Raw genomic sequence first — 15110 nt, forward strand, 5'->3', positions numbered from 1 at the left:
TTAATTTATTTTTTCATTGCTTTTTCTAATTTGGCAAACAGGATATAAAGACCCGGAATAATCACAAGTCCGAAAATAGTCCCTATAAGCATTCCTCCCGCTGCCGCTGTACCAATCGAACGGTTACCCACAGCTCCTGCACCAGAAGCGATACACAACGGAATCAACCCTGAAATAAAGGCAAACGAAGTCATCAAAATAGGTCTAAAACGAAGTCGGGCTCCTTCAATCGCAGCTTCGGTAATGTCTCTTCCTAGCTTGTTTTGTGCCATGGCAAACTCGACAATCAGAATGGCATTTTTGGCGAGCAGACCAATGAGCATGACGAGCGCCACCTGAGCGTAAATATTATTATCTAAACCAACAGATAAAAGCGCCAGATAAGATCCAAAAACTCCAACAGGAAGACTTAATAATACCGGAAATGGAAGCAATAAACTCTCGTACTGCGCTGCCAATAATAAATACACAAACAAAATACACAACGCAAAAATATATATGGTTTGGTTTCCTGATAAGATTTCTTCTCTGGTCATTCCCGACCATTCGAGTTCAAAACGGCTTGGAAGTTTCTCTGCAGCAATTCTTTCTACAGCAGCAATGGCCTCACCTGAACTATAACCATCGGCTGGTTCTCCATTAATCATTGCTGACATGTACATGTTGTAACGCGTTAAAACTTCGGGACCATACACTCTTTCTAATTTGATAAAAGTCGAAAACGGCACCATTTCTCCCGCATCATTTTTCAAATACATATCCAGAATACTTTCGGGATTTTTCCTGAATTGCGGACTTGCCTGCACCATTACTTTATACATTTGAGAAAAACGAATAAAGTTGGTCGCATAAAAAGATCCTAACATTGTCTGTAAAGTACTCATCGCGTTATCTACAGAAATCTTCTTTTTAGCAGCCATATCATAATCGATATGAATTAAATACTGCGGAAATGTAGCATCAAAACTGGTGAATGAGTTTTGGATTTCTGGCGAAGCGTTTAGTTCTTTGATGAAATTTTTAGTTACTTCATCGGTATTGGTAATACTTCCTCCCGATTTGTCCAGTAATCGAAGTTCGAAACCACTGGTGTTACCAAAACCGGGAACCGTAGGCGGAGCAAAAATTTCGATTTGGGCATCAGAAATACCTTTTGTCTTCTCAGTTAATTGTGCAATGAAATCAGTTACCGAAATATCACGTTCTTTCCAGTCTTTCAGGTTAATCATTCCCATTCCGTAAGAAGCTCCGGCAATTTCAGTCACAATACTGTATCCGGCAAGCGTTGTAACGTTGTCAACACCCTGAATTTCCTTAGCAATTCGGGTTACTTCGTCTAATGCTTTTTCGGTACGTTCTACCGTTGCACCCTGCGGAGTTGTTACACTCACATACACCATCCCCTGATCTTCAGAAGGAATAAATCCTGATGGTAAAAATCGACTTGTTCCCCAGGTTAAAATGCAAAAAAGAACTAATAAACCAACAGTTATCGAAGTTCTGTCGGCAAACTTCATCAATACTTTGATGTATTTTGAAGTAATGCTATCAAACCAATTGTTGAATTTATGGAAAAAACGATCCAACATCGATTTTTTCTCCTTGTCAGGGTCATGAGCTTTCAACATTATAGCACACAAAGCCGGAGTAAGCGTCAATGCATTAATACCCGAAATCACAATACTTATTGCCATCGTCAACGAGAATTGCCTGTAGAAAACTCCAACAGGACCACTCAGGAAAGCAACAGGAATAAACACGGCGGCCATGACAATCGTAATCGCAATAACAGCCCCGGTAATTTCTTTCATCGCACTAATAGTCGCTGGCAATGGTTCCATGTGTTCTTCGGAGATTTTTACGTGAACGGCTTCGACAACGACAATGGCATTATCAACCACAATTCCTATCGAAAGTACCAATGCAAAAAGCGTCAATAAGTTGATGGAGAATCCCATCATCGACATAAAAGTAAACGAACCAATAAGCGCCACAGGAACAGCTAATACCGGAATTAACGTAGAACGCCAGTCTTGTAAAAACAGGAAAACTACAAAAGCAACCAGAATAAAAGCTTCAATCAGTGTTCGTAGAACCTCATCTATTGATGCGTCAAGAAAACGCGAAACATCATAAGCAATATTATAATCCATTCCCGGCGGGAAAGAAGTTCCTTTTAGTTCCGCCATTTTTGCTTTTACACTTTCAATTACCTCAGATGCATTCGAACCTGGACGTTGTTTCAACATGATGGATGCCGAAGGTTTTCCATCGGTTTTAGAAACCATTCCGTAACTCATGGCCCCAAATTCGATATTTGAAATATCTTTTAATCTAAGAATTGTTCCGTCAGCATTAGCTCTTAAAGCAATTTCTTCATATTGTTTTGGTTCGAAAAATTTTCCGCCATATTTAATAACATACTGCAATTGACTGTCTAATTGTCCTGAACCTTCTCCTACTTTTCCCGGAGCGGCTGAAATGTTTTGTTTTTGAAGCGAATTAATGACTTCATTTGCCGAAATATTATACGAAAGCATCTTTTGCGGATCCAGCCAGACACGCATCGAATATTCTTTTTGTCCCATAATTTCGGCACGACCTACACCATCAATACGCTTTAATTCCTGAAGAATATTAATATCGGTAAAGTTGAAAATAAACTGCTCGTCCTGAGTTTTATCAGTACTTGTAACATTTAAGTACATCAACATACTGTTTACTTCTTTTTCGGTCGTAACTCCGGCACGAATTACCTCTTCCGGAAGTTCGTCAAGTATTGTCGTTACACGGTTTTGAACGTTTACCGCAGCCAAATCAGGATCAGTTCCTACTTCGAAGAAAACCTGAATCAACGTCAAACCATCATTAGAAGTAACGGTTGACATATACGTCATTCCGGGAACTCCATTAATGGCTCTTTCTAGCGGAAGGGCAACAGCATTTGCAGAAACCTCAGCATTTGCTCCGGTATATTTTGCTGTAACAGTTACAGACGGTGGTACAATATCGGGGAATTGTGTGATAGGAAGCTGAAACAAAGCCAACAACCCGAGAAGTACTATCATAACCGAGATGATTAATGATAATATCTTTCTTTTGATAAACATTTCTATCATTATGTGATTTTTAGATAAATAATTAAATTACTTGTTACTGGTTTACAATCTACATTTGTTTAATGTTGATTTTATCACCGTCTCTCAATGATTGTGTGCCTTCTTCTACAATTAGGTCATCATTTTTCAGACCTTCATTCAGGATGTAAACATCATCAAGAGTATTTCCAATAGTAACATTGGTCATTTTAACTACTCCATCTTTTTTTACCACAAAAACGTATTGCTTGTCCTGAATAGAAAAAACAGCTTTTTGCGGAATTAAAATTGCATTGGATATTGGCTCTGAAATGATCAGTTTTCCAGAAGTTCCATGCTTGATAAATCCTTGCGGATTATGAAATTTTGCTTTGTATTGAATAGAACCCGTTTCTCTGTCGATTTCTCCGTCGGCAGTTTTAAGTTCTCCTTTTTGATCGTAAACAGCACCGTTTGGCAATACTAATTCGATATCACCTTTTGCATTCAGACTCTTGTTTTCTATCATTTGGAAATAAGTATTCTCAGGAATTGAGAAATAAGCATACACATCATCCAGTTGGGAAACAGTGGTTAACAGTGAACCATTTTCGACTAAACTTCCTTCTTTAAAGGGAATTCTATCTACTGTTCCGGCAAATGGTGCACGAATTGTTGTAAAATTAATTTGCTGATCAATTGCTTTTTTCTCGGCAGAAGCATGAGCAACTTTGGCAGCCGCCGCTTCATATTTTGCTTTAGCTAATTCTAATTCGTTATTAGCAATTACTTTTTTATTGAAAAGAGTTTGAGCTTGTTCCCGCTCAACGGTGGCAATTCTTAAATCGGCCATAGCACTTTTGTAAACTGCCTGTGCTTTTAGCAATTGTATTTGAAGTTCTACATCGCTTATTTTGAAAAGGATTTGTCCTTTTTTTACTTTTTGTCCTTCGCTTACATAAACTTTATCCAGTAAACCGGGAATTCTAACATGAATTTCGACATTATTTTTTGCATGAACATCGGCAACAAATCGATTAGAAACGATGGTATCTTTTAAGGTTACTTTGTAAACAGGAACTGTTTTTACGTTATTAGCTTTTCTTTTTGCTTTATCTCCGCACGAGACTAAAACAAATAATGATAAAATGGACAGGAAAAATTGTTTGTAAATACGCATGAGTGAGTTTTTTAAAATAGTGTATAAATAAATTTTCTCCCTGAAGTAGTATATCAGAGAGTAATAAATAGAATAAATTTTGAAATAAAAAACAGATCGGTTACAGCCTTAAGACTGCGCCGTTGCTAAGAAATAACTACATCTATAATAGACTTTTATAGAAAAATATAAAAGCGAATTTAGGTAGAAAATAAAAGCGAACTAAAATCTAGAAAAGATGGTATAGATGAAGGAGTATTTGCCGCTGAATATTATAAATAGCAGCAATACTATAGATTTTCTTTTCTTTTAAAGCCAGAAAACTAAAACTAGTTTGGTATAAATTCTTGACAGAACGATTTTCTGATTCTTCTACGCGGGGTTTTGCTTTCTTTTTAACGGTAAAACGAGCCTTCATGTCATTAGACATACTTACGGTAGAAGGTTCCAGTTCAGGAATTTCTGCGGTGGTAAAAATATCCTGTGCAAAATGGTGTTTCCTAAATTCAGAAGAATGTTTACAAAATTCTACACTGCTAAAAAAGCTAAGCAATGCTAATAGAATGATATAAATAAACTTAATGGGTTTCATAACGTAAAAAGGAAATCTTTTATATAATGTTTTCTAAAAAAATATTGCTCTACCAGCAATTATTGCGCCAAATATAGCCATTTGCGAATGCAATGTCTCTTAATTTTTCTTTAAAAATCAGTATTTTGTAGAATAGTAATATTGAATTAACTAGTTTATAATAATTTAGGCATAACACAATAAAAATATTTATTACAGTAAAAAAATCTTATATTACAAAACCTAAATTAATTACGAATATTTACAATTTTAAAATGAAACAATTATTACAATGGACCGTTATTATTCCGATAGTCTCATGGGTTCTCTTTTTTAGCGGACTTGTAGATACCAGCAGTATTTTTCAGCTCCTTGCCAGTTTATTACTTATTTTAAGTGTAATGTCGGCCGTACATCATTCTGAAATTATTGCAGAAAGAGTTGGCGAACCTTACGGAACTATTATTCTGGCCATTTCTATAACCGTAATTGAAGTTTCTATTATCATATCGCTAATGATGTCTGAAGGTTCCGAAGCTGCTTCTCTCGCCCGAGATACCGTTTATGCAGCTACGATGCTTATCTTAAATGGTATTATTGGATTTTGTCTTTTCATTGGCGGACTGAAACATTATGAACAAAATTTTTCGGCTTCTTCAGTAACCATCGGTTTAGTTTCCTTGGTTTCTATTATTGTATTTACCTTAGTCTTCCCGACTTTTACCGAAAGTGTTCACGGTTCGTATTATTCGACTCCGCAGCTTATTTTTGCATCTATTGCCTGTATTGTTATTTATTCGTCCTTTTTATTTGCGCAAACTAAAAGATACCGACACTATTTCCTAACCGCAGGCGACGAAGAAAATGGAGAAGTGACAAATCATATCGCAATTAATAACAAAACCTTTTACACCAGTCTTGTTTTTCTTTTGGTAAGTTTAGGAATTGTCGTTTTATTAGCCAAAACACTATCTCCTACTATCGAAAGCATTATTATAAGTTATCATTTACCTAAAAGTTTAGTGGGAGTTATAATTGCCAGCATTATTCTATTACCCGAAGCTATCGCTGCTATCATTGCCGCCAGAAAAAATCGTCTTCAAACCAGTCTTAATCTAGCTTTAGGTTCGGCTTTAGCCAGTATTGGATTAACAATTCCGAGTGTTGCCGCAGTTTGTATCATTATGGGAATGCCTATTATTCTGGGGCTTGACATTAAATCGATTGTATTATTAGCAGTATCAGTTTTTACAGTAATGCTGTCGTTAAGCAAAGGAAAATCGAATATTGTTTATGGAGTCGTACTACTCGTTAATCTATTCGCTTTTATATTTTTGATGATTTATCCTTGATACTAAATATAATTATTCGAAATTAAACCGTTTTTAAAGCTTCAATTAAACCGTCAATATCTTCTTTAGAATTATAATGACTGAAAGAAATACGTAAACTTGGTTTTCTGATTAAATCATCCGAAAGAATTTCGGCCAGGACATGAGAAGGCCGAATGCTTCCGCTCTGACAAGCACTACCGCGGGAAACCGCAATACCCCGCATATCTAAATGAAATAAAATCATGGCTGTTTTTTCTTCTGAAAATGGCAATAATACATTGATTATATTATAAAAACCTTCACGATCTCCGTTAATTTCAAAACCAGAAAAATTTATTTCTAATTGTTCAATCAGATAATTTTTAATTGTAGAGATATGTTCTCTTTCGGAATCTAAATTCGAATAGGAAATTTCCAGAGCTTTAGCCATTCCTGCAATTTGATGTACGGCTTCAGTTCCGGCACGCAAACCTTTTTCCTGTTCGCCTCCATACAAAAGCGGCTGCAATGCTGAATTCTTTCTAACAAATGCAAATCCAACGCCTTTAGGTCCGTGAAATTTATGCGCACTTGCCAATACAAAATCAACGGTAGTTGTTTGCAAATCTAATTTCGTTTTACCAATTGACTGTACGGTATCTGAATGAAATAAGGCATTATACTGCTTGCATATTAATCCCACTCTTTCAAGATCTAAAACTGTTCCAGTTTCGTTATTCACGTGCATCAAACTCACCAGAGTTTTTACTTCCTGCGAAAGCAAAACAGATAAATGAGTCAAATCAATAGTACCATTTGGCAACACATTTACATAATCTACCTGAATAGAAAATTCTTTTTGTAAAGCTGTAATAGACAGTAAAACAGCATGATGTTCTATTTTACTACTAATAATGCGTTGTACTTTTAAATCCTGAACTGCCGAACGTAAAATCCAATTATTTGCCTCTGTTCCTCCAGAAGTAAAAATAATTTCCTGAGCACTTACATTCAATTGTTTAGCAATCGATTTTCGGGAAAGTTCCAGTATATTTTTAGCATTTCGACCAAAACTATGTGTAGAAGATGGATTTCCATAATCTTCCGTCATAATTTTAGTCATTTCCTGAATCACTTCAGGTCGCATTGCAGTTGTAGAGGCGTTATCGAGGTATATTTTTTTCATTGTTGCAAAGTTATAAAATATCAATTAGCAAAAGAGGAATATGAATTGTCATTTTTTGCTTATTTTTGTCAAAATTTTTAAGATGAAAAAAGCCCTAAGCCTATTGGTTTTATTAGCATTATTTAATGCTTGCGATGATGGAGACCTGACTCAGGAAGATATTAGCTTCGAAGACATTACCCAAACTCAAAGTTGTACTAACAGCAGTACTAATAGCCTTATCTATAAACTAAAAGATCAGGAAGCATTGTTGCTGGAAATTCCCACAGCTACTTTTAGTACTGAACTGACTGAAGCTAACGATACACTTAATTTAAACATTAGTACTACAACAAATAGAGTCGTTTATCGCTTTTATAATGGAACCGTTGCAACTGCTAATATTTGTGAAACCATAGCGCCAGCTACTCCAATTATTACAGATCAATGGGTTGCTACTGATGGACAAATACGAATTGTAACAACTCCAACCAAAACTACGGATGCAACTACTAATAGAACTAAAATTACAGGCTACAATCACAACATCGTATTAAAAAATGTAACTTTTGCAAAAGCATCTGGAACACAGGTTTATGAAACTTTTCCATTTGGTAATTATTCCAGTACAGCAACAAATTTGCCTTTTAATTTTACTACCACAACAATTGAAAAATGTACTTCTTCAAATGATTTATACAAGTTTAATACTAATGAGGCCTTAATTTTAACAATTGATCCTGCTTTAATTGTTAACGAAGTTACACCGCTTAATACACCTAGAATAGGTTATGTAGGCACTACGGCTAACAAACTTACTTATCGCCTTTTCACAGGTACTACATTAACTTCAGCTTATTTTTGTAATACTACAACTCCTACTACGCCTACTCTATCTCAGGAATGGAATGGAGTTACTGGCAATGCAAATAGTCAAACTGGAATTATTGAAGTGACTACAACTACAAATGGACCAAATAGCTTTAAGCATACTATTGTACTTAAAAAAGTTTCCTTTAAAAAAGGTGCTGTCGATTTTACTCTTGGAGACAGTTATCCTCTTGGAGAATTATTTACCTTAAGTAATTAATTTCAATTCGAAATTTTAAATACAAAAAACGCTCATTTTTAAATTCAAAATGAGCGCTTTTTGCATATTATAAGTTTGCTACTTTTTACTTTGTTTAATATAAACTTCAGTTGCACCCTGACCGTATTTTTGATAATTGGCTTCCTGAAAATCAATATTATCATAACGTCCTAGTAAAAAATCGAGCTCTGCTTTCAAGACACCTTCTCCAACACCGTGAATAAAAACGATTTTTGGAATACGATTTTTAATAGCAAATTCAATATGACGCTGAGCCGTTTCTGCCTGTAAAGTCAATATTTCATAATTAGACATTCCGTTTTTATTTTTGACTAATTTTTCAATGTGTAAATCAAATTCAGGAACACCTACTTCTCTCTTATCCTTTTTCTCTTTTACAAAACTTCTGGGCTTAGGAATTGCTTTTTCTTTCTTAATTTCATCTATATTTATTCTTTTAATAGAATCCATTAAATTACTGGTGTCGTTTATTTTAACTAACTCATCTATCGCAAATTTCATTACAAAACCTTCATCGGTTTCGATGGTAACTTCATGACCTTTAACTGATAATACAACTCCATTTATCGCATCATCCAGAACAGCAACTTTATCTCCTTTATTCAGCATCTTCTTTTTCTTTTTGTTGATTTTTACTTGGCGTTTTTGCACTCAGTTGCATCATTCCAAACATAAAAACAGCCATTGCAATTACACCTGCATAAACATTTTTTTCAGCTGCAGTTTGCTCATAAAAAGCAACACCAATAGCTACTAACATTATCGGAATAATTAATTTTTTCATTTTTATTTCTATAAGATTTCAAAAGTAATCATTTTAAAATGGAAGTGGTAAGAAAGTCAAATTCAATCTGAAAAATCAACTAAAAAAAGAAGAAAAATTCATTTTAACAAAATTCAGACTTTCTATAATGAATGCGTGCTTGTTCATGTCTTTTTATTCAAAATAGTTCAATATCTTTGTTCTAAATTTAGCAACGGTATTTTGAATCGATTTTAATATTCCTGATACTTACAATACAATCCAAAAATCATGACAAAGGATCTGATTATTAAAAACATTAGCTTACTTAAAAGCCATACTTCCATTAATTACGGTATTAAAACAAAGGTAGAGATCTTTACCGAAAAAATTTTCTATACCTTATTTGATGCTAATGCTCCTTTAAGCGAAAGCATTGATGAATTAGAAAAACAGTTTAAAGATATTGCCGCTATTGCCTGTAAAAAACCCAATGCATTGTGCATATCAACCTGGGATCATTTTGTTGCCAAATTACCTTCGGTATTAGAAAAACTAAATCAGGATGCTGCCTATATTTTAGAAAATGACCCGGCTTCAAATGGAATTGAAGAAGTTTATCTGGCTTATCCAGGCTTTTATGCTATTGCTATTTACCGTCTTAGCCATGAATTATATAAACTTGATTTATTGCTTTTTTCACGATTAATGAGCGAATATGCGCATCGAATTACAGGAACAGATATTCATGCCGGAGCTCAAATCGATTCACCTTTTTTCATCGATCACGCTACCGGAATTGTTATTGGTGAAACGGCTGTAATTCAAAAATATGTTAAAATTTATCAGGGTGTTACACTTGGTGCATTAAGTGTCAGCAAAGAAATGAAAAATGCAAAAAGACATCCTACAGTAGAAAAAAATGTCTGTATCTATGCCAATGCAACCATTTTAGGTGGTGAAACCGTCATTGGCAAAAACAGTATTATCGGAGGAAACTCCTGGGTTACTAAATCAACCCCCGAAAGATCAATAGTGACTAATACAACCACTACTGAAGTAAAAATAAAAGAACTAAAATAGAAATGAATCCGCAAAAAATATTAAGCCTGATTGGTAACACTCCTTTAGTTGAAACTACCAATCTGGTCCAAAACAAAAACGTAAAACTACTATTAAAACTAGAAGGAAATAATCCCGGAGGAAGTGTCAAAGACAGAGCTGCTTATTACATGATTAAAGGCGCTTTAGACCGTGGCGAAATCAAAAAAGGCGATAAACTTATCGAAGCGACAAGTGGAAATACAGGAATTGCTCTTGCCATGATTGCTCAATTATTAGATATCGAAATAGAATTAATTCTGCCTGAAGATTCTACTAAAGAACGTACCCAGACTATGCGTGCTTATGGTGCTAATGTTATTTTAACTCCTGCTAAGGAAGGAATTATTGGTTCCAGAGATTATGCTGATAAAAAAGTCGCTGAAGGTGGTTACATCATGCTAAATCAATTTGCTAATGATGATAACTGGAAAGCACATTACAATACTACAGGTCCTGAAATTTGGAAAGATACTGAAGGAACTGTAACGCATTTTGTTTCGGCAATGGGAACAACAGGAACCATCATAGGAACTTCTACTTATTTAAAAGAACAAAATCCGGCAGTTCAAATCATTGGTGCACAGCCTTCTGATGGTTCACAAATTCCAGGAATCAGGAAATGGCCTCAGGAATATTTACCTAAAATTTATGACGCTTCAAAAGTAGATCGTACTGTTGATGTGAGCGAACAGGAAGCTCGTGATATGACTAAACGTTTAGCTCTTGAAGAAGGTATTTTTGCAGGAATGAGCAGCGGCGGTGCTGTGGCTGTAGCGGTAAAATTAGCCGAAGAACTAGAATCTGGAGTTATTGTAGTCATTATTTGCGACAGAGGTGACCGTTATTTATCTTCTGATTTATTTGACTAAACTTCAATTACATTCATAAAAAAGGGCGATTTTTAAATTTAAAAATCGCCCTTTTTCTACTTTATTAACGGTAACATGATTGTAAAAGTACCTCCTTTATTTTTTCCTTCGCTTGTTGCTGTTAATTGTCCTTCACTCCTTTCTATAACTTGCCTGGACAAATACAAACCTATTCCTGTCGAATATTCGTTCATCGTTCCTAATCGGTTCATTTTAGTGAATTTGGCAAACATCTTATCAACATCCTTGTTATCAAAACCAATGCCTTCATCAATCACTTTTATATGCACATTTTTCTGTTCAATGTAACTTTCTAATTGTATCGTTGCATTTTCAAATGAAAATTTAATGGCATTGTTCACTAAATTAAAAAACACACGGGTCAACAGTTCGGGATCAATTCTCAACGTAATATTTTCTACTTCAAGCTTTTTAACCAATTGAATATTTTTAGAACTTAATTTTTGGTTTAACTGATCTTTTACTTTTTCAATTAGCTCATCCAGATTCATTGTTTTAATATCTGAACTGGTTTTTAACATTTCATCCTGCTCTTTTAATAGTCGAATAAAATTTTCAATGTATTGAAATTGATCTTTGGAAGAATCACAAATCAATTCAGCCAATTCTTTTACTTCAGATGACGGATTTGTCCCTATAATCATTTGGGCCAAAGATTTAGGATTAGAAGCAAAAGTTCTCAAATCATGTGAAAGCAGGTAAATTAAGTCTTGTTTTTCAGCAATAAAATCTTCACTTTCCTGAATCGAATTATGAATATTAAACAATAACAATCCTGCTTCATCCGAATAATGAAGTGGTAAATTTGGGATTATTCTTTTTCGTTTGTAATCATTCAACGCTTTTGAAGCCAGTTCTATAGGATGAACCAATTTTTTCAAAACCATTAAAGTGACTGCTGTAGCGATCAAAGTCATTACTAAGGAAAACAGTAATAAAATTTCAGTTGAAAAATTTGCTTTTGCGTAAAGCACAAAAAATAAAATTCCGATGAGAGGAATATGAATTCCTATAAATGCAACAAAAAGAAACTTAAACACATAGCTATTTCTTAGAAATCTTATAGAGGATAATTTTTCATAAAACTTCATACTTCTCAAAATTTACGGGGATTACAAATGTACGAAAAAAGCTCTTTGTTTAAATAACCTAACCAATGTTTAAACAAAAAAACTTCAGAAGTTACTTAAAAATTTCATTAATTTTGTTCAATTATGTTTAGACACATAAAAAATTGAAAGGAGCCCACTATGCAAGACTGGCCTTATTTATTAAAATACCAAAATGAAAACGCATTATTACCGCAACATGACAACAACAGAATCGTTTTCATGGGAGATTCAATAACCGAATTTTGGAGTAAGGAACATTCTTTTTTTGCTGAAAACAAATCCTATATTAATAGAGGAATAAGCGGTCAGACTACTCCGCAAATGTTAGTTCGTTTTAGAGCCGATGTTATTGATTTAAATCCTAAAATAGTCGTTATTTTAGCCGGTGGAAATGATATTGCTGGAAATACGGGAACGGCAACGACAAAAATGATTACTGATAATATTTTTTCAATGATCGAATTAGCAAAAACACATCGTATTCAGGTGATTCTTTGTTCAGTATTACCTGCCAATTTTTTCTATTGGAATCCAAAAGAACAACCGGCTGATCGAATTATTGAATTGAATAAAATATTAAAAGAATATGCTATTGCAAATAAAATCACGTTTGTAGATTATTATTCGACAATGGTAGACAACAAAAAAGGTTTACAATCTGAATTTTCAGAAGATCGCGTACATCCCAACACAGCGGGTTATGAAATTATGAGTCTGTTAATCAAAAAAGCTATTCAACTTACTATAAACAATCTATAAAACAATCAAAAATGAACTATCGTAAACTAGGAAAAACCAACTTTGAAATATCCGAAATTGCTCTTGGAACCTGGCAAGTAGGCGGAAAATGGGGTTCACCATTTAATGATGTCACTGCCGAGGAACTTTTAAACACTGCAATCGACAAAGGCATCAACTTTATTGACACTGCCGATGTGTATGAAAATGGATTGAGCGAAAAAGCAGTTGGACGTGTAATTCGTTCCCGTTCTGAACGTATTTATGTTGCGACTAAATGCGGTCGTCATATTAATCCACATATTAATGAAGGTTATCAGCCAAAAGTATTGCAGCAATATGTTGAAGACAGTTTAAAACGTCTTCAAGTAGATACAATTGACTTAATCCAGTTGCACTGCCCTCCTACTGAAGTGTTTTATCGACCGGAAATTTTCGAGCTTTTTGACAAATTAAAACAAGAAGGAAAAATTCAAAATCTGGGTGTAAGTGTCGAAAAAGTAGAAGAAGGATTGAAAGCAATGGAATTTTCGAATGTGACTTCTGTTCAAATTATTTTCAACCTTTTCAGACAGCGTCCTTCAGAATTATTCTTTAAACAAGCTAAGAAAAAAGACGTGGGAATTATTGCCCGTGTTCCTCTTGCCAGCGGATTATTGACTGGAAAATTCTCTGAAAAATCTATTTTTGACAGCAAAGACCATCGTTTTTTTAACCGAGAAGGCGCTGCTTTTGACAAAGGCGAAACTTTCTCAGGAATCAATTATGAATTAGGTTTGATTGCTGTAAACGAATTGAAAAAACTATTCCCTGAAGTTCAAAACCTGGCACCTATTGCCCTGCAATGGATTTTAAGTTTCCCGGAAGTAAGTTGTATTATTCCCGGAGCTTCGACAGAAAATCATGTGCTTTCTAATCTTTCAACCTTAGATTTACCGGCTTTAACTCCTGAAAAAATTGCTGCTATGAATGAAATTTATGAGCATTACATCAAAAAAGAAGTGCATCATCTTTGGTAAAAAAATACAATACGACACAGATAATTTGGAATTATTTGTGTCGTATTATAACATTACCTTTTTAAACAAATCCTTGATTAAATCGAGTTCTTTAGTATAAGTCGTGTTTTTTCTGCTGGCAAAATAAAGCGTGTTTTCTAATTTTTTATGACCTTCCCAAATTATTTTTACATCTCCGCCGGCTACTTCTTTTCGACATAAAAAATCAGGAATAACCGCTAATCCATTAGCATTACTCAAACAGCGAACAATTGAATTAATATTTGGCACAATATAATTCGGTCGAAAATCAGGGAAGTTGCCAAAATTGAGTTGCCAAAAACGAAAAAGATGTTCCATATCGCCCGTGGTTCCATACCATTTTTGGGCTTTTAAATAATTTTCGGCTTCTGTATATTTTTTTTGTTTTACCAATTGCTGAAATTCAGCGTCATCAACTTCACTTCCTCCAACTAAAACAATAGTTTCTGACGAAAATGGTTCGTAAGCAATAGTTGGATAATTTCCTTTTTGAGGCGAAATCACCAAATCTAAAATTCCTTTATCTAAATTATCCAGCATTTCAGGATATTCACCAAAACGAATAATCACATTAAAAGGCAAAGTGGAAATGTATTGTTCCAATGTAATCTGGAAAGTCTCAAAACACATTCCGATACTGATTGTTGGTGTATGTTTTTCAGTACTTCGCTGAAAATTTTTCTCGGCATCTTCCAGAATTTTCAAACCTTCGGAAATTGCATTATATAAAATCTTACCTCTTTCAGTCGGAATCATTTTGCGTCCTGTTCTATCAAAAAGTTTGTAACCTACATAACTTTCCAACGAACTTAAATGCAAACTCACACCAGGCTGCGAAATAAACAAAGCATCGGCAGCACTTGTGAGCGTTCCTGTTTTATAAATAGCTTTAAATGTGCGGTACCATTCGAGATTAACCATAACTAACTATTAAATAATAGAGACGTGGAGAGCTCGGTGGTAGCAGATACAAAAAAAAAAAAACAAAATATAAATAGAAGTCATGAAAGTTGGCTTATACTAGAGTACAAATTAGATGACAAAGATACGGCTGAATACAAATAGCCTACAAGAGCGAGCTATTCTCA

14 protein-coding genes are annotated in these 15110 nt (G+C 34.5%); 6 read left to right on the forward strand and 8 right to left on the reverse strand.

Annotated elements, in window-relative coordinates; genetic code table 11:
* Nucleotides 1-5: 5 nt before the first annotated feature.
* The 3 genes from FEM21_RS07040 to FEM21_RS07050 all read right to left on the reverse strand — a co-directional run bounded on the left by FEM21_RS07040 (nt 6) and on the right by FEM21_RS07050 (nt 4828).
* Nucleotides 6-3119 carry an efflux RND transporter permease subunit gene (locus FEM21_RS07040; RefSeq protein ID WP_035659128.1) on the reverse strand — a complete coding sequence of 1038 codons (3114 nt, stop codon included), beginning with the start codon at nt 3117-3119 and terminating at the stop codon, nt 6-8.
* A 49-nt stretch (nt 3120-3168) separates the two neighbouring features.
* Nucleotides 3169-4257, reverse strand: a complete 1089-nt coding sequence (locus FEM21_RS07045; RefSeq protein WP_035659129.1) for an efflux RND transporter periplasmic adaptor subunit — start codon at nt 4255-4257, stop codon at nt 3169-3171.
* A 208-nt stretch (nt 4258-4465) separates the two neighbouring features.
* Complete coding sequence (locus FEM21_RS07050) at nt 4466-4828, reverse strand: hypothetical protein (protein WP_035659131.1); 363 nt, start codon at nt 4826-4828, stop codon at nt 4466-4468.
* A 254-nt stretch (nt 4829-5082) separates the two neighbouring features.
* On the opposite strand from FEM21_RS07050, the gene FEM21_RS07055 reads away from it, so the two are divergent.
* The gene (locus FEM21_RS07055; RefSeq protein WP_035659133.1) at nt 5083-6159 is read left to right on the forward strand and encodes a calcium:proton antiporter; all 1077 of its coding nucleotides are present in this window, start codon (nt 5083-5085) and stop codon (nt 6157-6159) included.
* 22 nt (nt 6160-6181) lie between these two features.
* Here the strand turns inward: FEM21_RS07055 and FEM21_RS07060 are convergent, their stop codons facing one another.
* Nucleotides 6182-7306: a cysteine desulfurase family protein gene (locus tag FEM21_RS07060; protein WP_035659134.1), complete on the reverse strand. Its 1125-nt coding sequence runs from the start codon at nt 7304-7306 to the stop codon at nt 6182-6184.
* 82 nt (nt 7307-7388) lie between these two features.
* Between FEM21_RS07060 and FEM21_RS07065 the strand changes: the two genes are divergently transcribed.
* Nucleotides 7389-8375 (forward strand): hypothetical protein, encoded by a 987-nt coding sequence (locus FEM21_RS07065; protein ID WP_035659135.1) that lies wholly within the window; start codon nt 7389-7391, stop codon nt 8373-8375.
* A gap of 78 nt (nt 8376-8453) precedes the next feature.
* Here the strand turns inward: FEM21_RS07065 and FEM21_RS07070 are convergent, their stop codons facing one another.
* Together FEM21_RS07070 and FEM21_RS07075 are read right to left on the reverse strand one after the other, a co-directional pair.
* Nucleotides 8454-9005, reverse strand: a complete 552-nt coding sequence (locus FEM21_RS07070; RefSeq protein ID WP_035659136.1) for a Smr/MutS family protein — start codon at nt 9003-9005, stop codon at nt 8454-8456.
* Nucleotides 8995-9180, reverse strand: coding sequence for a hypothetical protein (locus tag FEM21_RS07075; protein WP_035659137.1), 186 nt, complete (start codon nt 9178-9180; stop codon nt 8995-8997). The genes FEM21_RS07070 and FEM21_RS07075 overlap by 11 nt, the downstream gene beginning before the upstream one ends.
* A 249-nt stretch (nt 9181-9429) precedes the next feature.
* On the opposite strand from FEM21_RS07075, the gene epsC reads away from it, so the two are divergent.
* Complete coding sequence (gene epsC, locus FEM21_RS07080; protein WP_035659138.1) at nt 9430-10221, forward strand: serine O-acetyltransferase EpsC; 792 nt, start codon at nt 9430-9432, stop codon at nt 10219-10221.
* A gap of 2 nt (nt 10222-10223) precedes the next feature.
* Nucleotides 10224-11111, forward strand: a complete 888-nt coding sequence (cysM, locus tag FEM21_RS07085; protein WP_035659139.1) for a cysteine synthase CysM — start codon at nt 10224-10226, stop codon at nt 11109-11111.
* Between the two features lie 56 nt (nt 11112-11167).
* Here the strand turns inward: cysM and FEM21_RS07090 are convergent, their stop codons facing one another.
* On the reverse strand, nt 11168-12172 hold the full coding sequence (locus FEM21_RS07090; protein ID WP_236353564.1) for a sensor histidine kinase: 1005 nt from the start codon (nt 12170-12172) through the stop codon (nt 11168-11170).
* Nucleotides 12173-12382: 210 nt separating this feature from the next.
* On the opposite strand from FEM21_RS07090, the gene FEM21_RS07095 reads away from it, so the two are divergent.
* Nucleotides 12383-13003, forward strand: coding sequence for an SGNH/GDSL hydrolase family protein (locus FEM21_RS07095; RefSeq protein ID WP_035659142.1), 621 nt, complete (start codon nt 12383-12385; stop codon nt 13001-13003).
* An 11-nt stretch (nt 13004-13014) separates the two neighbouring features.
* Nucleotides 13015-14001 carry an aldo/keto reductase gene (locus tag FEM21_RS07100; RefSeq protein WP_035659143.1) on the forward strand — a complete coding sequence of 329 codons (987 nt, stop codon included), beginning with the start codon at nt 13015-13017 and terminating at the stop codon, nt 13999-14001.
* Between the two features lie 45 nt (nt 14002-14046).
* Here the strand turns inward: FEM21_RS07100 and FEM21_RS07105 are convergent, their stop codons facing one another.
* Complete coding sequence (locus tag FEM21_RS07105) at nt 14047-14943, reverse strand: LysR family transcriptional regulator (RefSeq protein WP_035659144.1); 897 nt, start codon at nt 14941-14943, stop codon at nt 14047-14049.
* Nucleotides 14944-15110 lie beyond the last annotated feature (167 nt).

It is taken from the genome of Flavobacterium seoulense (genome assembly GCF_000695795.1).
Taxonomy (GTDB): Bacteria; Bacteroidota; Bacteroidia; order Flavobacteriales; family Flavobacteriaceae; genus Flavobacterium; species Flavobacterium seoulense.